This window comes from Xanthomonas rydalmerensis (genome assembly GCF_033170385.1).
Classification (GTDB): domain Bacteria; phylum Pseudomonadota; class Gammaproteobacteria; order Xanthomonadales; family Xanthomonadaceae; genus Xanthomonas_A; species Xanthomonas_A rydalmerensis.
Genome location: NZ_CP126170.1, coordinates 2,878,778 through 2,896,472, shown reverse-complemented (window position 1 = coordinate 2,896,472; position 17,695 = coordinate 2,878,778). Strand labels below are relative to the sequence as shown.

The window sequence follows — 17,695 nt, the reverse complement described above, 5'->3', positions numbered from 1 at the left end:
ACGCGGCCGCCGCCTCGGCGGGACCGCGGTGGCGACCGGCATCGCCTAGCGGCGGCTCAGCACGATCTCGTCCTTGTCCTGGCGCACCTGCAGCGGGAAGACCTGCGGCAAGGCCTCGATCCACTGTGCGGTCGCCCGGGTGTCGACGGTGCCGGTGAAGCTCAGCCGCGCAAGCGCCGGGTCGGCCAGGCGCAGCGGGCGGTCGCTGTAGCGGTTGACCCGGGCGATCACCGTGTCCAGCGGCGTATCGACGAATTCCAGCCGGTGATCGCGCCAGGCGGTGGCCTGCTCCACGTCGATCCGGCTGACCTGCAGGGCCGGCTTGGCCGGATCGTAGGACACCCGCTGGCCGGCCACCGCTTCCAGCCCGCCGCTGCCGTCGGCCGGCACCTGGCCGGCGCCGTAGATGCGAACCCGTCCTTCGGTGACCGCGACCTCGACGCGGTTGCCGTCGCGGCTGACATCGAAGGCGGTGCCCACGTCCAGGATCGACACGCCGCCGGCGTCGACCACGAACGGACGCCCGGCGTGATGCGCCACGTCGAAGAAGGCCTCGCCGGCGATCAGGTCCACGTGGCGCTGCGCGGCGCTGAACCGGGTGCTCAGCCGCGACGCACCGCCGAGCGCGATCTTCGAGCCGTCCGCCAGCACGATGTCCCGGTGGCGGTTGGTCGCGCTGCTGTAGACCTGGGTGACCGGCGGCGTGCTCAGCTGCCGCCAGGCCAGGGCACCGCCGAGCGCGAGCACGCCCACGCAGGCCGCCACCTGCAGCGGCCGCCAGCGCGAGCGCGGCGGCGCGAACTGGCGTACCACCTGGTCCCGCGCGGCTGCGTCCAGCGTTGCCAGGTCGCCGCCTAGCGCGTTGATCCGTTCGAATGCCTGCAGATGCCGCGGGTCGGCCGCGGTCCAGTCCAGCCAGCGCGCGATAGTGTCCTCGTTGCCGTCGGGTTCGCGCAGCAGGGTCCACCAGCGCGCGGCGTCCTCGAGGATGTGTTGGTCGATGCCGCTGTCCATTACGGAATCTCCGCTTCGTCGAAGCGTTTGCGGCAATGCGCGAGCGCGTTGGCCACATGGTAGCGGACCATCCGTTCGCTCACGTTCATCGCCTTGGCGATCATGCTGAAGTCCTTGCCTTCGATCACGTGCAGCACGAAGGCGCGGCTGGTCTTGGTGGGAAGTTCCTTCAGTGCCTGGGTCAGCTCGCGCAACTGCTCGCTGGCCGTGGCGTGCCGCTCCGGAATCGGCGGTAGCGGCAGGTCGTGCTCCGGCAGCTCCACGGCCGCATGCTCGCGAACCTTGCGCATGCGCAGCCGGTCCACCGCCAGGTTGGAGGCGACATGGAACAGGTAGGCGCGCGGCGATGCCAGCGCGTCCTGGCGCTCAAGCGTCATGATGCGCATGTACGCCTCTTGCGCCACGTCCTGCGCGTCCGCCATCGAGCCGAGCTTGCAGTGCAGGAAGGCGAGCAGGGCGCGGTGATGTTCCTTGAACAACGCGTCGACGTGGTGCGCAGGCGCCTGCTCCGGCGACGGCGCGCCCTCGGTGTGCTCGGCCCGGCTCACGACTGCTGGTGTTCCTGGAAGGAAGCGGCCGCGGCAGTATAGCCAGGCTCACTGGCCGTCACGCGACGCCGCACCGCAGGTGGCCGGCAGCGCCGCGGCCAGCAGACCTTCCGCATGCGCCCGCAACGCCTCGCGGCGGCGAAACGCCGAGCGGTGCTGGCTGGGTACGTCCGCCACGCTCTTGCGTGGTGGTGTCGGCGGCAGCTCGAACCAGCCGTCGGCGCCGGGTGCGGCGCCCTGTTCGGTCCAGAACGCGTCGTAGTCGGCCAGGAACACCTGCCGCTTGCGCTGCAGTGGATGCGCCGCATTGCCGATGGCGCGGATACCGCGCGCACCGATGCGCTCGGCGAAGGCATAGGCCAGCGCCAGCATCAGTTGCTTGGGGCGCAGCCCATGCATCTGCTTGGTGAGTGTCCGCACCACGTCCCGGGCATCGCCGCCGCTGGGGCCTTGCAGGCAGCCGATCAGCACAGTCGGATGGGCGTCGTCACTGGTCACGGTCAGCACCAGGCGATACAGCGGGCGCCGCGCCGTGTCGCTGAGCTGCAGCCACAGTTCGCCCTCGCAACTCATCGGCGCCGGCGGCAGCAGGGACAACGTCAGCGCGCTGCCATCTTGCAATGGCAGCGTCCCCAGGTCCGCCTGGCCTTGCCGGTAGATGGCATCGAACAACGCGGCGGGCAGGCGATCGAGCATCAGTCGATAGTGCTGCCGGAGGTGGCGCAACCGCTCCGCGCTGCTCCAGCGGGTGTTGACGAAACGGTGCAGGTGGCGCTCGAGCAGGCGCGGATCGCGCTCGGCGTAGCCGCGCATCCGCGGGTCGCGGCGCAGTGCGTCGAGGAAACGGCCGTGCTCGGTCGGCATGCTCAATGCACGCAGCAGGTACTTGGCCGCCTTGATCCCGCGCTGCAGGCGGTTGCCGTGCCAGTCGGTCCGCCCCTGAAACGACGCCAGGAACAGCGGCCACCAGCGGGGCGGTGCGGTCGTGCCGCTCGACCGGGACGGCGACGGCGCCGGCCGGGCCAGGGGAGTCGACATCGTTTCGAACGCGGCGGCACCCGCCGAAACGTCCACCAGATCAGTGGGTTGCAGGAAGAAGTCGGTGGTTGCTTCGGTCACGTTCGGCTCGCAGAGGGGCGGTACTCTCTGACAAGACGTTTCAGCGCGCGAAAATTGAAATGCACCCGTATGGGAAGTGGTCGGTCGTGCAACCAGCGTCCTGGCCCGACCGGGCCGGGGTCGGGCGGGGCGTGGGTGCGCGTGACATCACGTGCATGCGCTGACGTAGGAGCGGCTTCAGCCGCGACGGGGCTTTCCCGTTCACGCCGGTCGCGGCTGAAGCCGCTCCTACACGGGCCTTACAGGTCAGTGCGCGGTGCAGGATTCGCGTAGAGACGATCCGGCGCCCGCGATCTTGGCCGGTGCGCAGTTTGCTTCCCCGGGCCGAGCGCCTTTATGCCCGGGACTGCGTGCCGCTCAGCGCCGCGCCAGCAGCACCAGCATCGCGCCGGTGCCGCCTTGCGCGGTCGGCGCCGAATGGAAGGCCAGCACGTCGTTGCGCTGGCGCAGCAGGCGGTCCACCAGGTTCTTCAGCAACGGCACGCCGCCCGATTGCAGGCCCTTGCCGTGCACGATACGCACGCAGCCGAACTCGTGCGCGTGCGCCTCGGCCAGGAACTGGCGCAGCAGCGCCTCGGCCTGCGCCGCAGTGGCGCCGTGCAGGTCCAGTTCGTCCTGGGCCGAGAACTGGCCCTTGCGCAGGCGCTGGAACACCCGTGCCGGCAGGTGCTCGCGCCGGTAGCTGGCGACATCGCCGGCTTCCAGCGGTGCGGCATCGCGCAGCAGGCGCTGGAATTCGCCCTGCGCCTCGGCGTCGTCGCGCTCGGCCATGCGCGCGCGCGGCTTGGGGCGCGGCTTGGCATTGGCTGGCGGCGTCGCGTTGAGCGGGGCCACCTTGCCGATGGCCGCGCGGAACAGCGCGGCGGGGTCTTCGTCGTCGGAATGCGCCATGCGCACAGCTTAGAACGTGCCGCGCGGTTTGAGGTGAGTGCGGCGTCGCCGCCAGCACCTGCACGTCGGGCGCCGCAGCCTTGCCTGCGCGCAGCAGTCGCGTCGGGATCGCCAAGCGCTACGCCTGCAGCGTCCCACGCGAAGGTCAACGCCGCGAGCGCCGGTCCGCCGTCAGCGACCTGACCGGACGCATCCGGTATCATGCACCGGTTTTCGAGGAGCACCATGCGCGTATTAGTGAGCAACGACGACGGCGTCGACGCCCCCGGCATTCGCATGCTGGCCGAGCAGTTGCGCGGCGCCGGCCACGAAGTGACGGTGGTCGCACCCGACCGCGACCGGTCCGGCGCCAGCAATTCGCTGACCCTGGATCTGCCGATCCGGCTCAAGCGCATCGACCACTACACCTGCAGCGTCGCCGGCACGCCCACCGATTGCGTGCATCTGGCGCTCACCGGCATGCTGGAGTTCGATCCGGACATCGTGGTCTCCGGCATCAACAATTCCGCCAATCTCGGCGACGACGTGATCTACTCCGGCACCGTCTCGGCGGCGATGGAAGGCCGCTTCCTCGGCCTGCCTGCGGTGGCGGTGTCGCTGGTCACCCACAACCACGAACCCAAGCATTTCCAGACCGCCGCGCGCGCGGCGGTGGAGATCGTGGCGCAGCTCAAGGCCGATCCGCTGCCCGCCGACACCATCCTCAACGTCAACGTGCCCGACCTGCCGTGGCAGGAGATCAAGGGCTTCGAGGTCACCCGGCTGGGCAATCGCCACCGCTCCGAACCCTGCCTGCCGCAGACCGACCCGCGCGGCGGCACCGTGTACTGGATCGGCCCGGCCGGGCGCGAACAGGACGCCGGTCCCGGCACCGACTTCCACGCGGTGCGCACCGGTTTCATCTCGATTACTCCGATCCAGGTCGATCTGACCCGCTACCAGGCATTGGAAAAGGTCGCCAGTTGGGTCGGCGGCCTGACTGCCGCGCTGGACCGCCCGGCATGACCCCGCGGTTGCGCCTGCAGCCGGAGGCCATCGGCATCGGCATGACCTCGCAGCGCGTGCGCGACCGCCTGGTCGAGCGCCTGCGCGAGGCCGGCATCCGCGACGAGAGCGTGCTCAACGCCGTGCGCACCGTGCCGCGGCATCTGTTCATCGACGAGGCGCTGGCCTCGCGCGCCTACGAGGACACCGCGCTGCCGATCGGCCATGGCCAGACCATCTCGCAACCGTGGGTGGTGGCGCGCATGACCGAAACGGTGCTGGAAGCGGCGCCGAAAAAGGTGCTGGAAGTCGGCACCGGCTCCGGCTACCAGGCGGCGATCCTGGCCGCGCTGGGACTGGAAGTGCATACCGTCGAACGCATCGGCGACCTGCTGCGGCAGGCGCGCAAGCGCTTCCGCCAGCTCGGCATGAACGTGCGCAGCAAGCACGACGACGGCCGCATCGGCTGGCCCGAGCACGGCCCCTTCGATGCGATCGTGGTCACCGCCGCGGCGCCGGCGCTGGTCGATGCCCTGGTCGAGCAGCTGGCCCCGGGTGGCTGCCTGGTGGCGCCGGTCGGCGGTCCGTCCGCGCAATCGCTGATCCGCCTGCGCCGCGCGGCCGATGGCCAGATCGAACAAGACGTCCTGGCGCCGGTGACCTTCGTCCCGTTGCTGTCGGGCATGCTGGATTGACCTCTCGGAGCTGCACTGGATGAAGATTTTCGGGCCGTTGTACGAACGTGCCATCAGCTGGTCGCGGCATCGCCGCGCGCCGGCCCTGCTGACCGGGCTCAGTTTCGCCGAGGCCATCGTGTTCCCGGTGCCGCCGGAGGTGATGCTGGCACCGATGTCGCTGGCGCAGCCGCGCCGCGCGCTGTGGTTCGCCACACTGAGCCTGGCCGGCTCGCTGGCCGGCGCGGTGATCGGCTACCTGCTCGGTCATTTCGCCTTCGCCGCGGTGCAGCCGCTGATCGAATGGCTGGGCTGGACGCAGAAGATCGATGCGCAGGTGAACCACCTGCGCGAGGTCATCGCCGAGTCGCCGTGGCGCGCCTTCTGGCTGCTGGTGCTGGCCGGTTTCACCCCGATCCCGCTGAAGATATTCACCTGGGCCTCAGGCATCGTGGGAGTGCCGCTGCTACCGTTCCTGGCGAGCATGCTGGTGGGGCGCGGCAAGCGCGTGTACCTGGTGGCCGGGGCGATCCGCCTCGGCGGGCCGCGCGCGGAAGCCGCGTTGCGCCGCTGGATCGAGCCGCTCGGCTGGGTCGCCTCGGCGATCCTGGCGTTGCTGGTGGTGTGGGTCATATGGAGAGCGAAGGTCGGATGAGCGTCGATCGGGTGGTGCGGAACGGCCTGCGTTGCGGCCTGGGTATGCTGGTCGCAGTGGCGCTCGGCGCCTGCAGCAGCGCCACGGTGGTACGCACGCCCGGCGGTACTCCCGTGCGCGGCAGCGCTGCAGCTTCGGCGCCGCGGGTCTCCGTGCCCAAGCCCGGCGTCAGCGCCACCGTGCGCCGCGGCGACACGCTGTACGCGATCGCCCGCGCCAACAACATCACGCCGCAGGACCTGGCGGGCTGGAACGGCCTGCAGCCGCCATACACCATCTATCCGGGGCAGTCGCTGAAGCTGTATCCGCCGGGTGGGGCAGTGGCCGCGCGACCGGGTAGCGGTCCGGTGACGCCGCCGCCGACATCCGGCGCTGGTGCTGGCGCCGCGGCCCGGCCGCCGGCTGTGCCGGCCCCGGCGCCGGTCAGCAGCGGCTTCTCATGGCGTTGGCCGGCCGATGGCGTGGTGGTCAGCCGCTTCGTCGGCGGCGAGGCGACCAAGCAAGGCATCGACATCGGCGGCAGCAACGGCGAAGCGGTGCGCGCCGCGGCCGACGGCGTGGTGGTCTATTCCGGCGCCGGCCTGGTCGGCTATGGCGAACTGATCATCGTCAAGCACAACGAACAGTGGCTGTCGGCCTATGGCCACAACCGCAAGCGCTTGGTCAACGAGGGCCAGAACGTCAAGGCCGGCCAGCAGATCGCCGAGATGGGCCACAGCGGCGCGGCCCGCGACATGTTGCACTTCGAGATTCGCTACAACGGCAAGCCGGTCGACCCGCTGCTGTACTTGCCGCCGAAGTAACGGGTCGCATCGTTACTTGGGTGGATCCCCGGCCCGGCGCAGCGCGCGTACGCAATCTGTGGTGCGTTTGTAGGAGCGGCTTCAGCCGCGACCGGAGGCGCCGAGGAATGTCCGGTCGCGGCTGAAGCCGCTCCTACCCAAGCGAATGTCGGCTGAGGGCTTCGATCACGCATGCGCCACGACGGCGACACCGGGCGAGCAGGACATTCAACCGCGGCGCGTCAATCTTGTCCTTGTAGGAGCGACCGCACCGTCGGCGACGTCCGCTTGCGGCTCAAGCAGCCCAGATGAAAGGACGGCAGCGGACTGCGTGGGCCGCAGTCCACAGGCATGCTCCGCCTCAACCTTCGAGCAGGAACCCGACCGCCACGCGCCGGCCTTCGGCGGCCAGGACGTTGTAGGTGCGCGCCGCGGCGGCGTTGTTCATCACCTCGATGCCGATGCCGCGGGTCAGGAACAGCGCCATCACCGCCGCGGCCGGAAACACCTGGCGTTCGCCGGTGCCGAGGATCACCAGGGCCGGGTTGAGTTCCAGCAGCGGTTGCAGATGCTGCGGCTGCAGGTCGCCGGCCGGTAGTGCCTGCCAGTCCTCGACCAGGGTATCCGGTGCAAGGATGAAGCTGCGCGTCAGCAGCCGGTCGTTCACCTTGGCCTGGCGGCCGTCGGCCATGCGCAGGGCGTAGGCGTAGTCGGGCAGGTCCTGGGTCAGTTGCATGGGGTCACCGGAGGCGCGCTCAGGCGCGCGGCAGCACGATCTGCCGGTCTTCCTTGGCCGGGCGATACAGGATCGCGGTGTGGCCGATCCGCTGCACCAGCGCGCTGTGCGACTGCTCCACCAGGCTGCCGATGGCGGCGTCGCGGGCCTCGCGGTCGTCGCCGCCGACCTTCACCTTGACCAGTTCGTGGCGCTCCAGCACCTCGTCCAGTTCGGCCAGGAAGGCCGGGGTGACGCCCTTGCTGCCGATCTGCAACAGGGGTTTGAGGTCGTGGGCCAGGCCGCGCAGGAAGCGGTTCTGGGCCGAGGTCAGGCTGATCGACATGCAGGTGGGAGCAGGGTTGGCAAGGGCGATCAGGGTATCATGGCTGCCCCTTCCGACCGTGCGTCCATGGCCACCCGCAGCAAAAGCAGCCAACGCTGGCTCCGCGAACATTTCGCCGATCCCTTCGTGAAGAAGGCCCAGGCCGAAGGCATGCGCTCGCGCGCGGCTTACAAGCTGGAGGAGCTGCTGCAGCGCGACAGGCTGCTGAAGCCGGACATGGTGGTGGTCGATCTGGGCGCCGCCCCGGGCGGCTGGTCGCAGCAGGTGCGCAAGTCGATGGGCGACCGCGGCCGGGTGCTGGCCCTGGACATCCTGGAGATGCCGCCGCTGGCCGGCGTGGAGTTCCTTCACGGTGACTTCAGGGAGGACGCGGTGCTATCGCAGTTCGAGGCCATGCTGGGCGACACCCCGGTAGACCTTGTGCTGTCGGATATGGCCCCCAATAAGAGCGGAATGGATGCGGTCGACCAGCCGCGGATGATGCATCTGGCGGAATTGGCGATGGCGTTCGCCGACAGCCACCTGAAGCCGAATGGCGCGTTCCTGATCAAGCTGTTCCAGGGCGTGGGGTTCGACGACTACATCCGCGACATGCGCCGCCGCTATGAGAAGGTGACCATTCGCAAGCCGGCCGCGTCGCGCAAGCGCTCGCCGGAGGTCTACGCCCTCGGACAGGGCAAGCGCGCCCAGATCAAGTAAGCTGAACGCAAGGCTGAACCCGCAATGCCACGCATCGAGACAGAGTTGAAGGGACACCGGAGCCAATGAGGATGAACGACTTGACCAAGAATCTGCTGTTGTGGGTAGTCGTCGCCGTCGTGCTGATGGTGGTGTTCCAGAGCTTCTCGCCGCGTCTCGCGGGCGGCCCGGGCAGCGACACCGTGACCTACACGCAGTTCCTGAAGGACGTGGACGCCGGGCGGGTGAAGTCGGTCGACTTCACCGACGACACCGGGCAGTCGGTCACCGCGATCCGCTTCAAGCGCACCGACAACAGCGAAGGCACGGTCTACGGGCCGCGCGACGACAAGCTGGTCGACGTGCTGTACAGCAAGAACGTGGAGATGACCCGGCAGAAGCCGGCCAACGGCCCGGGCTTCTGGTCGCTGGTGCTGAACTTCCTGCCGGTCATCCTGATCATCGGCTTCTGGCTGTTCATCATGCGCCAGATGCAGGGCGGTGGCGGCGGTGCCAAGGGCGCGATGTCCTTCGGCAAGTCGCGCGCCAAGCTGCAGGGCGAAGACCAGATCAAGATCACCTTCGCCGACGTCGCTGGTTGCGACGAGGCCAAGGAAGAGGTCGGCGAACTGGTCGACTTCCTGCGCGATCCGACCAAGTTCACCAAGCTCGGCGGCAAGATCCCGCGCGGCGTGCTGATGGTCGGCCCGCCGGGTACCGGCAAGACCCTGCTGGCCAAGGCCATCGCCGGCGAGGCGAAGGTGCCGTTCTTCAGCATCTCCGGTTCGGATTTCGTGGAAATGTTCGTCGGCGTCGGCGCCAGCCGCGTGCGCGACATGTTCGAACAGGCCAAGAAGCACGCGCCGTGCATCATCTTCATCGACGAAATCGATGCGGTCGGCCGTCACCGCGGCGCCGGCCTGGGCGGCGGCCATGACGAGCGTGAGCAGACCCTCAACCAGCTGCTGGTGGAGATGGACGGCTTCGAAGGCGGCGAGGGCGTGATCGTGATCGCCGCGACCAACCGTCCGGACGTGCTGGATCCTGCGCTGTTGCGCCCGGGCCGTTTCGACCGTCAGGTCGTGGTGGGCCTGCCGGACGTGCGCGGCCGCGAGCAGATCCTCAAGGTGCACATGCGCAAGCTGCCGCTGGCCGACGACATCGAGCCGATGGTGATCGCGCGCGGCACGCCGGGCTTCTCCGGCGCCGACCTGGCCAACCTGTGCAACGAGGCGGCCCTGTTCGCCGCGCGCGAGTCGGTCAAGGAAGTGCGCATGGACCACTTCGACCGCGCCCGCGACAAGATCCTGATGGGCGCCGAGCGCCGCTCGATGGCGATGAGCGAGGACGAGAAGACGCTCACCGCCTATCACGAGGCAGGCCACGCCATCGTCGGCCGGCTGGTGCCCGAGCACGACCCGGTCTACAAGGTCACGATCATCCCGCGCGGCCGCGCGCTGGGCGTGACCATGTACCTGCCGGAAGGCGACAAGTACTCGATGAACCGCGTGGCGATCGAGTCGCAGCTGTGCTCGCTGTACGGCGGCCGCGTCGCCGAAGAGCTGATCTTCGGCACCGACAAGGTCACCACCGGCGCGTCCAACGACATCGAGCGTGCGACCAAGATGGCGCGCAACATGGTCACCAAGTGGGGCCTGTCCGACGAGCTTGGCCCGATCGCCTATGGCGAGGAGGACGACGAGGTGTTCCTGGGCCGTTCGGTGACCCAGCACAAGAGCGTCTCCGACGACACCGCGCGTCGCATCGATGAAGTGGTGCGGTCGATCCTCGACAAGGCGTATGCGAAGACCACGCAGATCCTCACCGAGAATCTGGACAAGCTGCACACCATGTCGCAGTTGCTGCTGCAGTACGAGACCATCGACGCGCCGCAGATCGAGGCGATCATGGAAGGCCGCGATCCGCCGCCGCCGATGGGCTGGAACAGATCCGGCAAGGACGGCGGCAATAACGACAAGGGCAATTCGCGTCCGCTGCCGCCGATCGCCGGGCCTGCCGAACAGGTGTAAACGCGTCGGTCTTTCAGGCACCGAAAAAGCCAGGGAGCGATCCCTGGCTTTTTTGTTGGCAGCGGTGCGGGGCCGATCGCATCGTCCCATGCCGACTCGCCGCCTGCGCGCGCGTGGGCGACAATGGCGCTGCGCTGGCCGCGGTTCGTCGCGTCGATGCGATGTGCGTGCCGCGGAAATGCCGTCGCACGCGGCCGCCGCCCTGCGTGTGCGGCGGATGCGGCATGGCGCTGCCAGCGCCGTCCCGCCGCCTGCCACGGCCACCACCAGGAGACCCACCGATGTTCGACACCTCGCCCAGCCTGCAGTGCGGCGCCCACCGGCTCGTGCTCGATCGCCCACGGGTGATGGGCATCGTCAATGTCACCCCGGATTCGTTCTCCGACGGCGGCGCGCATGCCAGCGTGGACGCGGCGGTGGCGCACGGCCTGCGCCTGGCCGCGGAGGGTGCCGACCTGCTGGACATCGGCGGCGAGTCGACCCGCCCGGGCGCGACGCCGGTGCAGGTGGAAGAGGAACTGCGGCGGGTGATTCCGGTGATCGAGCGGCTGGCCGCGCAGACCGCGTTGCCGCTGAGCGTGGATACCTTCAAGCCGGAGGTGATGCGCGCCGCGGTCGCCGCCGGCGCCGGCATGATCAACGACGTGCAGGCGCTGCGGCAGCCCGGCGCGCTGGACGTTGCCGCGGAACTCGGGGTACCGGTTGTGCTGATGCACATGCCCGCCGATGCTTACGCCGCCGGCAGCGCGCCCGGCTACGACGACGTGGTCGGCGAGGTGCACCGGTTCCTGGCCGAGCGCATCTTCGCTGCGGAGATGGCCGGCATCGACAAGCGGCGTCTTGTGGTCGATCCGGGCTTCGGCTTCGGCAAGAGCACCGCCGACAACCTGCAGCTACTGGCGCAGTTGGCGCGGCTGGTCGAGCTGGGCGTGCCGGTGCTGGCCGGCCTGTCGCGCAAGCGCAGCATCGGCGAGCTGACCGGGCGCGAGGCGCCGGAGCAGCGGGTGGCCGGCTCGGTCGCCGCGCATCTGCTGGCCGCGCAACGCGGCGCCATGCTGCTGCGCGTGCACGACGTCGCCGCCACCGTCGACGCGCTGAAGGTCTGGCAGGCGCTGCAGGCGGTGCCGTTGCCGCGTGCGGCCACGTCGTCCCCGGCGACGATCCGCTGGCCGGACGAGGACTGATGGCGGCCGACCGGCGCCCGCGCGCGATCGCATTGATGGGCCCGACCGCCTCGGGCAAGACCGCCGCGGCGATCGTCCTGGCCGAACGCTGCGGCGGCGAGATCGTCAGCGTCGATTCGGCGCTGGTCTACCGCGGCCTGGACATCGGCGCGGCCAAGCCCGATGCGGCCGAGCGCGCGCGGGTGCCGCACCATCTGCTGGACCTGCGCGATCCCTGGCAGGCCTATTCGGCGGCCGAGTTCGCCGCCGACGCGCGCGCTGCGCTGGAGGCGATCGTCGCCCGCGGCCGCCTGCCGATCCTGGCCGGCGGCACCGGCCTGTACTTCCAGGCGCTGCTGGAGGGGCTGGCGCCGATGCCGGCGGCCGACCCGCAGGTGCGTGCGGCGTTGGTTGCGCAGGCCCAGGCCGAAGGCTGGGCGGCGCTGCACGCGGAACTGCAGCGGATCGACCCGCTGGCCGCGCAGCGGATCCGTCCTGGCGACGCCCAGCGCATCCAGCGTGCGCTGGAGGTGTACCGGCTCAGCGGCCGGCCGATCAGTGCATGGCAGGCAGATCCGGGCCCGCCGCGGCTGCCGCTGCGGGTGCTGAAACTGGTGCTGGCGCCGGCCGATCGCGCCGTGCTGCATGGACGCATCGAAGCCCGCTTCGACGCGATGCTGGGGCAGGGCTTCCTCGACGAAGTGCGCGCCTTGCGTACGCTGCCCGGGATGCAGGCGGTGGCGCAGCCGCTGGAATTGCCGGCGGTGCGCGCGGTCGGCTACCGCCAGGCCTGGGAGTACCTGGACGGCGTTGGCGATGCGGCCGACTTCCGCGCCCGCGCCATCGCCGCCACCCGGCAGCTGGCCAAGCGTCAGCTCACCTGGCTGCGCGGCGAGCAGGACGCGCGCTGGTTCGACCCCGCTCGCGACGCCGGGCACCTGCGGGCCGCGCTGGACGACTTCCTCGGCTGATCGGCGCCGCTGGCGCCCGCGGTTGTGTACCATCGACGTTCCGGACCACGGCAGGGGAGCTGCAGTGCCGTCCCGGACCATAAAAACAATAATTTGGGAGTCAAGCATGTCCAAGGGGCAATCCTTGCAGGATCCTTTCCTCAACGCGTTGCGTCGCGAACGGGTCCCTGTCTCGGTGTATCTGGTCAACGGCATCAAGCTGCAGGGCACGATCGAGTCGTTCGATCAGTTCGTGGTCCTGCTGCGCAATACCGTCAGCCAGATGGTCTACAAACACGCCATTTCCACCGTGGTGCCGGCGCGCAACGTGCGCGTGGGGCCCGGCGGCGGTTATGTGCAGCAGAACGAAGGTGGCAGTGCGGGTGATGATGAAGTCGAGTAGTTCGGTAGCCAAGCGCGGAGCCGCGGGTGTTTGATCGGTCACGCCGCGGCGAACACGCACTGCTGATCCAGCCCTACGCGGGCGGACCATTGGAAGACGATGTGCTGGAGGAGTTCGCCGATCTGGCGCGCTCGGCCGGTGCCAGCATCGCCGCCACCGTGACCGCGCGCATCGACAAGCCGAGTCCGGCGACGCTGATCGGCAGCGGCAAGCTGGAGGAGGTCAAGGCCGCCGCCGACGCCAGCGGCGCGGATCTGGTGCTGGTCAACCACGCGCTCAGTCCCGGCCAGGAGCGCAACCTGGAGAAGCTCCTGGAGCGGCGCGTGCTCGATCGCACCGGGCTGATCCTGGACATCTTCGCCCAGCGCGCGCGCAGCCACGAAGGCAAGCTGCAGGTCGAACTGGCCCAGTTGCGGCACATGGCCACGCGCCTGGTGCGCGGCTGGACCCACCTGGAGCGCCAGCGCGGCGGCTCGATCGGCCTGCGCGGCCCCGGCGAAACCCAGCTGGAAACCGACCGCCGCCTGCTGCAGAAGCGGGTGGAGCAACTGCAGAAGCGGCTGGAGAAGGTTGAGGTACAGCACACCCAGATGCGCCGTGCACGCGTGCGCAGCGAACTGCCGCGGATCGCGGTGGTGGGCTATACCAACGCCGGCAAGTCGACCCTGTTCAATGCGCTGACCGGCGCCGAGGCCTACGCCGCCGACCAGTTGTTCGCGACCCTGGACCCGACCGTGCGGCGCATCGCGCTGCCCGGCGGCAATGCGATGCTGGCCGACACCGTCGGCTTCGTGCGCAACCTGCCGCACGAACTGGTGGCGGCGTTCCGCTCGACCCTGTCCGAGGCGCGCGAGGCCGATCTGCTGCTGCATGTGGTCGACGCGGCCGACCCGCTGCGCGAGGAGCGCATCGCCCAGGTCGACGAGGTGCTGCACGCGGTCGGTGCCGGCGAATTGCCGCAGTTGCTGGTGTTCAACAAGATCGACCGCATCGACGGCGCCGAAGTGCGCCACGACGCGCAGGACGGCGTGCCGGACACGGCGCGGCGCGAGCGGGTGTGGATCTCCGCGCGCGACGGGCGCGGCCTGGACCTGCTGCAGCACGTGCTCGGCCAGCGTCTGGGCCTGCGCCACGTGCAGGGCAGCCTGCGCCTGCCGCCCAGCGCCGGACGCCTGCGCTCGCAGTTGCACCAGTTGCAGGTGATCCGCAGCGAGCAGGCCGACGAGGATGGCTGGCTGCTGCAGGTGGACATTCCGATCACCGAGGCCGAGCGCCTGGCCGCCGCCGACGACGGCGCGCCGATCCGCGCGCTGCTGCCTCCGCGCGAGCAGGAGGAGTGGCAACGGCGCTGAGTGTCGCGTCGGCGTCGCCACGGTCGACGCGGGCGGGCCGGCGCGGCCGCGGCCCATGCGCCGCGTTGGCTGACGGCCGGCCATCCGCCGGCGCGCACAGGCGCGACAGCCACGGCGAATTGGGCTACAAAGCGCACTGGTTTCCCGAGCTGTGCCATGACGCTTCCCACCGATTCGGAGTTGTTGCAACAGGCCACCGCGCTCAGCGACCGCTTGCGCACCGCGCGCGAGCGCCTGGTCACCGCCGAAAGCTGCAGCGGCGGCTGGATCGCCAAGGTGATGACCGACGTCGCCGGGTCCTCGGCCTGGTTCGACTGCGGCATCGTCGCCTACAGCTACGAGGCCAAGCAGGCGTTGCTGGGCGTGCGCCCGCAGACGCTGGAGCATCACGGCGCGGTCAGCCGCGAGACGGTGATCGAGATGGTCTCCGGGGCGCTGGTCAATTCAGGCGCCAGCGTCGCGGTCGCGGTGACCGGCATCGCCGGCCCTGGCGGCGGTTCGCCGGACAAGCCGGTCGGCAGCGTGTGGCTGGGCTGGAAGCGCCGCGGCGGCTACGCCAGCGCGCAGTTGTTCCATTTCCCGGGCGACCGCGACGCGGTGCGCCGGCAGACCGTGGCCGCGGCCCTGCGCGGTCTGGACGCGCTGTTGTGATCGTGGCCGCGCGCCTTCCCCGAGGATGAGCGCGATGTGGGAGGCATTGAGCACCGTCCGCGACCTGGGACGCCTGCAGGAAATCGCCTCGGTGCTGATCCGCTACGGGTTCGGCGACGTGGTCCGGCGCATCGGCATGGCCGACGTGCTGGAACGCGCCGGCCGCCTGCTGCACTGGCACAACGCCGAGGAGATGTTGCGCATGTCGGCGCCGCAGCGGGTGCGGCGCGCGCTGCAGGACCTCGGCCCGACCTTCGTCAAGCTCGGCCAGGTGCTGGCCACGCGCGTGGACCTGCTGCCGCCGGAGTGGATCGACGAACTGGGCGAACTGCAGAACGCCGCGCCGGCGCTGGACTATCCGCAGATCCTGCCGCAGTTGATCGAGGCGCTCGGCGAGGAGCCGACGGCGATCTTCGCCAGGCTCGAGGAAACTCCGCTGGCCGCCGCCTCGCTGGCGCAGACCCACCGGGCGTGGCTGCACGACGGCACCGCGGTGGTGATCAAGGTGCGCCGCCCCGGTATCCGCGAGGTGATCGAGGCCGACCTGCGGCTGCTGGCGCGGCTGGCCGAGATCGTCGAAGCGCGCGCGCCGGACCTGAAGCGCTACCACCCGGCCGCGGTGGTGCACCAGTTCACCCTGTCGCTGCGCCGCGAGCTGGATTTCGCCGGCGAATGCCGCAATGCCGAGCGCATCGCCGCCAACTTCCAGGGACACGACGAGATCGTGATCCCGCGGGTGCACTGGCAGTGGACCTGCGAGACGTTGAACGTGCAGGACTTCGTCGCCGGCATCGGCGGCCGCGACCTGGCCGGAGTCGAAGCCGCCGGCTTGGACCGGCGGCAACTGGCGCGCACCGGCGCCGAGATCGTGCTGAAGATGGTGCTGGAGGACGGCTGTTTCCACGCCGATCCGCATCCGGGCAACATCTTCTATCTGCCGGGCGAGCGCATCGCGGTGATCGACTTCGGCATGGTCGGGCGCATTTCCGAGCAGCGCCGCTACCAGGTGGTGCAACTGCTGCACGGCCTGGTCACGCAGGACGCCGAGGCGGTCGCCGACATCCTGCTGGAGTGGACCGACGGCGAGGTCGAGGTCGACGAGGCGCGCCTGCAACTGGAGATCGCCGCCTTCGTCGACCAGTACCGCGGCGTGCCGCTGAAGGACCTGCGGGTCGGCGCCATGCTCGGCGACGTCACCGCGCTGCTGCGCCAGCACGCGCTGGCGCTGCCGGCCGACCTGGCGCTGATGATCAAGACCTTCCTGACCCTGGAAGGGGTGGGGCGCCAGCTCGATCCGGACTTCGACATGGCCGGCGCCGCCGCCCCGTACCTGGAGCGGGTGATGCTGCAGCGGTTCGCGCCGCGGGCGATGGCCCGGCGCGGCCGCCGCACCGTGCTGGGCGCGCTGGAACTGCTCGGCGACCTGCCGCGCGATACGCGCCGGCTGCTGCAGGCGGCGCGACGCGGACGCCTGCAGTTGAACGTGGAGACCGGCTCGCTGAAGGGCTTCGGCGACCAGGTCAACCGCGCCGCCAACCGTCTGACCATGGGTATCGTCACCGCCGCGCTGATCATCGGTTCGTCGATCGTGATGAACAGCGTCGGCGGCATTTCCAGCCGCTGGCTGCTGGCCATCGGCGTCTGCGGCTTCGTCGGCGCAGCGCTGTCGGGGGTGTGGATCCTGTTTTCGATCTGGCGCAGCGGGCGCTGAGCGCCGCGAGCCTTCGAGCGCGGTCCGCCGCAGGCGTCGAGACTGCTGGCCAAGCATCGCGCCGCTTCCAATCGAACCGCTTCCACAGGAGTGCCGGCGCGCGCGTCCCCCCTGTGGGAGGGGCTTCAGCCCCGACACGATGTAACCAAGTCGCTCGGCACACATCGCTCCGACACTCTGTAACGACCTGGAAGAACGCGAGAGGCCGCGACGCATCTGCCAATGATGGGCTGCCATCGCAGACTGTCGCGCCGCCCAGCCGCAGCGGCCGGCGACGCTGTCCGCCGGCACCCCGGACCCACACGCCAGTTGCTCGCCAGTCGATTTAGTAGTATTACTACTAACCATGGACCTCACCGAAACCCAGCAGGCGATCCTCGACCTGATCGCCGAGCGCATCGAACACGATGGCGTGCCGCCATCGCAGACCGAGATCGCCCGTGCCTTCGGCTTCAAAGGCGTGCGCGCGGCCCAATACCACCTGGAAGCGCTGGAACAGGCCGGGGCGATCCGCCGCGTGCCCGGGCAGGCGCGCGGTATTCGCCTGATCGGTGGGGCCGCCGCGCCGGCACCGGCGCCGCAGGTGGACAGCGCCGACGTGCTGCGCCTGCCGGTGCTCGGGCGCGTCGCGGCCGGCCTGCCGATCGGCGCGGACATCGGTTCGGACGACTTCGTGGTGCTGGACCGGGTGTTCTTCTCGCCGGCGCCGGACTACCTGCTGAAGGTGCAGGGCGACTCCATGCGCGACGAAGGCATCTTCGACGGCGACCTGATCGGCGTGCATCGCACCCGCGATGCCCGTTCCGGGCAGATCGTGGTGGCGCGCATCGACGAGGAGATCACGGTCAAGCTGCTGAAGATCGGCAAGGACCGCATCCGCCTGCTGCCGCGCAATCCGGACTACGCGCCGATCGAGGTGTTGCCGGACCAGGAGTTCGCCATCGAAGGCCTGTACTGCGGCCTGCTGCGTCCCAACCGCTGATGCCGTACCGGGAGCAGGGCATGCACTACAGTGCCGGCCGGACTTTT

19 protein-coding genes are annotated in these 17,695 nt (G+C 69.8%); 13 read left to right on the top strand and 6 right to left on the bottom strand.

Going from position 1 to position 17,695, the window contains the following annotated elements:
- Positions 1 to 45: 45 nt before the first annotated feature.
- The 4 genes from QN245_RS12055 to QN245_RS12040 all read right to left on the bottom strand — a co-directional run bounded on the left by QN245_RS12055 (position 46) and on the right by QN245_RS12040 (position 3,572).
- Positions 46 to 1,014, bottom strand: a complete 969-nt coding sequence (locus QN245_RS12055; RefSeq protein ID WP_317843283.1) for a FecR family protein — start codon at positions 1,012 to 1,014, stop codon at positions 46 to 48.
- Positions 1,014 to 1,562 carry an RNA polymerase sigma factor gene (locus tag QN245_RS12050; RefSeq protein WP_184643222.1) on the bottom strand — a complete coding sequence of 183 codons (549 nt, stop codon included), beginning with the start codon at positions 1,560 to 1,562 and terminating at the stop codon, positions 1,014 to 1,016. Before QN245_RS12050 ends, QN245_RS12055 begins: the two co-directional genes overlap by 1 nt.
- Before the next feature lie 48 nt (positions 1,563 to 1,610).
- On the bottom strand, positions 1,611 to 2,681 hold the full coding sequence (locus QN245_RS12045) for a VirK/YbjX family protein (protein WP_184643220.1): 1,071 nt from the start codon (positions 2,679 to 2,681) through the stop codon (positions 1,611 to 1,613).
- Between the two features lie 357 nt (positions 2,682 to 3,038).
- On the bottom strand, positions 3,039 to 3,572 hold the full coding sequence (locus tag QN245_RS12040; protein ID WP_160964923.1) for a Smr/MutS family protein: 534 nt from the start codon (positions 3,570 to 3,572) through the stop codon (positions 3,039 to 3,041).
- A gap of 225 nt (positions 3,573 to 3,797) precedes the next feature.
- Between QN245_RS12040 and surE the strand changes: the two genes are divergently transcribed.
- The 4 genes from surE to QN245_RS12020 are packed head-to-tail and all read left to right on the top strand — an operon-like array spanning position 3,798 to position 6,688.
- Entirely contained in the window at positions 3,798 to 4,577 is a 780-nt protein-coding gene (gene surE / locus QN245_RS12035) for a 5'/3'-nucleotidase SurE (protein WP_160964921.1), read from the top strand.
- Positions 4,574 to 5,251, top strand: a complete 678-nt coding sequence (locus tag QN245_RS12030; RefSeq protein WP_010341528.1) for a protein-L-isoaspartate(D-aspartate) O-methyltransferase — start codon at positions 4,574 to 4,576, stop codon at positions 5,249 to 5,251. The genes surE and QN245_RS12030 overlap by 4 nt, the downstream gene beginning before the upstream one ends.
- 19 nt (positions 5,252 to 5,270) lie before the next feature.
- Positions 5,271 to 5,885 (top strand): YqaA family protein, encoded by a 615-nt coding sequence (locus QN245_RS12025; RefSeq protein WP_160964919.1) that lies wholly within the window; start codon positions 5,271 to 5,273, stop codon positions 5,883 to 5,885.
- Positions 5,882 to 6,688: a peptidoglycan DD-metalloendopeptidase family protein gene (locus tag QN245_RS12020; RefSeq protein ID WP_317843282.1), complete on the top strand. Its 807-nt coding sequence runs from the start codon at positions 5,882 to 5,884 to the stop codon at positions 6,686 to 6,688. Before QN245_RS12025 ends, QN245_RS12020 begins: the two co-directional genes overlap by 4 nt.
- A 340-nt stretch (positions 6,689 to 7,028) precedes the next feature.
- On the opposite strand, the gene QN245_RS12015 is transcribed toward QN245_RS12020, so the two are convergent.
- Both QN245_RS12015 and yhbY read right to left on the bottom strand, forming a co-directional pair.
- Positions 7,029 to 7,403, bottom strand: coding sequence for an Mth938-like domain-containing protein (locus QN245_RS12015; protein ID WP_160964915.1), 375 nt, complete (start codon positions 7,401 to 7,403; stop codon positions 7,029 to 7,031).
- A 19-nt stretch (positions 7,404 to 7,422) separates the two neighbouring features.
- Positions 7,423 to 7,728, bottom strand: coding sequence for a ribosome assembly RNA-binding protein YhbY (gene yhbY, locus QN245_RS12010; protein ID WP_160964913.1), 306 nt, complete (start codon positions 7,726 to 7,728; stop codon positions 7,423 to 7,425).
- A gap of 66 nt (positions 7,729 to 7,794) precedes the next feature.
- On the opposite strand from yhbY, the gene rlmE reads away from it, so the two are divergent.
- From rlmE to lexA, 9 genes are all read left to right on the top strand, one after another.
- Positions 7,795 to 8,427 carry a 23S rRNA (uridine(2552)-2'-O)-methyltransferase RlmE gene (gene rlmE, locus QN245_RS12005; protein WP_017910618.1) on the top strand — a complete coding sequence of 211 codons (633 nt, stop codon included), beginning with the start codon at positions 7,795 to 7,797 and terminating at the stop codon, positions 8,425 to 8,427.
- A 71-nt stretch (positions 8,428 to 8,498) separates the two neighbouring features.
- Positions 8,499 to 10,436, top strand: coding sequence for an ATP-dependent zinc metalloprotease FtsH (gene ftsH / locus QN245_RS12000; protein WP_184448514.1), 1,938 nt, complete (start codon positions 8,499 to 8,501; stop codon positions 10,434 to 10,436).
- 281 nt (positions 10,437 to 10,717) lie between these two features.
- Complete coding sequence (gene folP, locus QN245_RS11995) at positions 10,718 to 11,620, top strand: dihydropteroate synthase (RefSeq protein WP_317843281.1); 903 nt, start codon at positions 10,718 to 10,720, stop codon at positions 11,618 to 11,620.
- On the top strand, positions 11,620 to 12,570 hold the full coding sequence (miaA, locus tag QN245_RS11990) for a tRNA (adenosine(37)-N6)-dimethylallyltransferase MiaA (protein ID WP_317843280.1): 951 nt from the start codon (positions 11,620 to 11,622) through the stop codon (positions 12,568 to 12,570). Before folP ends, miaA begins: the two co-directional genes overlap by 1 nt.
- 106 nt (positions 12,571 to 12,676) lie before the next feature.
- Complete coding sequence (gene hfq / locus QN245_RS11985; protein WP_010341316.1) at positions 12,677 to 12,952, top strand: RNA chaperone Hfq; 276 nt, start codon at positions 12,677 to 12,679, stop codon at positions 12,950 to 12,952.
- A 26-nt stretch (positions 12,953 to 12,978) separates the two neighbouring features.
- Positions 12,979 to 14,304: a ribosome rescue GTPase HflX gene (hflX, locus tag QN245_RS11980; protein WP_184448511.1), complete on the top strand. Its 1,326-nt coding sequence runs from the start codon at positions 12,979 to 12,981 to the stop codon at positions 14,302 to 14,304.
- Between the two features lie 156 nt (positions 14,305 to 14,460).
- A complete protein-coding gene (locus tag QN245_RS11975; protein WP_048489001.1) occupies positions 14,461 to 14,955 on the top strand; it encodes a CinA family protein in 495 nt (164 codons plus the stop codon).
- A 34-nt stretch (positions 14,956 to 14,989) separates the two neighbouring features.
- Positions 14,990 to 16,666: a 2-polyprenylphenol 6-hydroxylase gene (gene ubiB / locus QN245_RS11970; RefSeq protein ID WP_160965205.1), complete on the top strand. Its 1,677-nt coding sequence runs from the start codon at positions 14,990 to 14,992 to the stop codon at positions 16,664 to 16,666.
- A gap of 346 nt (positions 16,667 to 17,012) precedes the next feature.
- Positions 17,013 to 17,648, top strand: coding sequence for a transcriptional repressor LexA (gene lexA, locus QN245_RS11965; RefSeq protein ID WP_184643210.1), 636 nt, complete (start codon positions 17,013 to 17,015; stop codon positions 17,646 to 17,648).
- Positions 17,649 to 17,695: the final 47 nt, after the last annotated feature.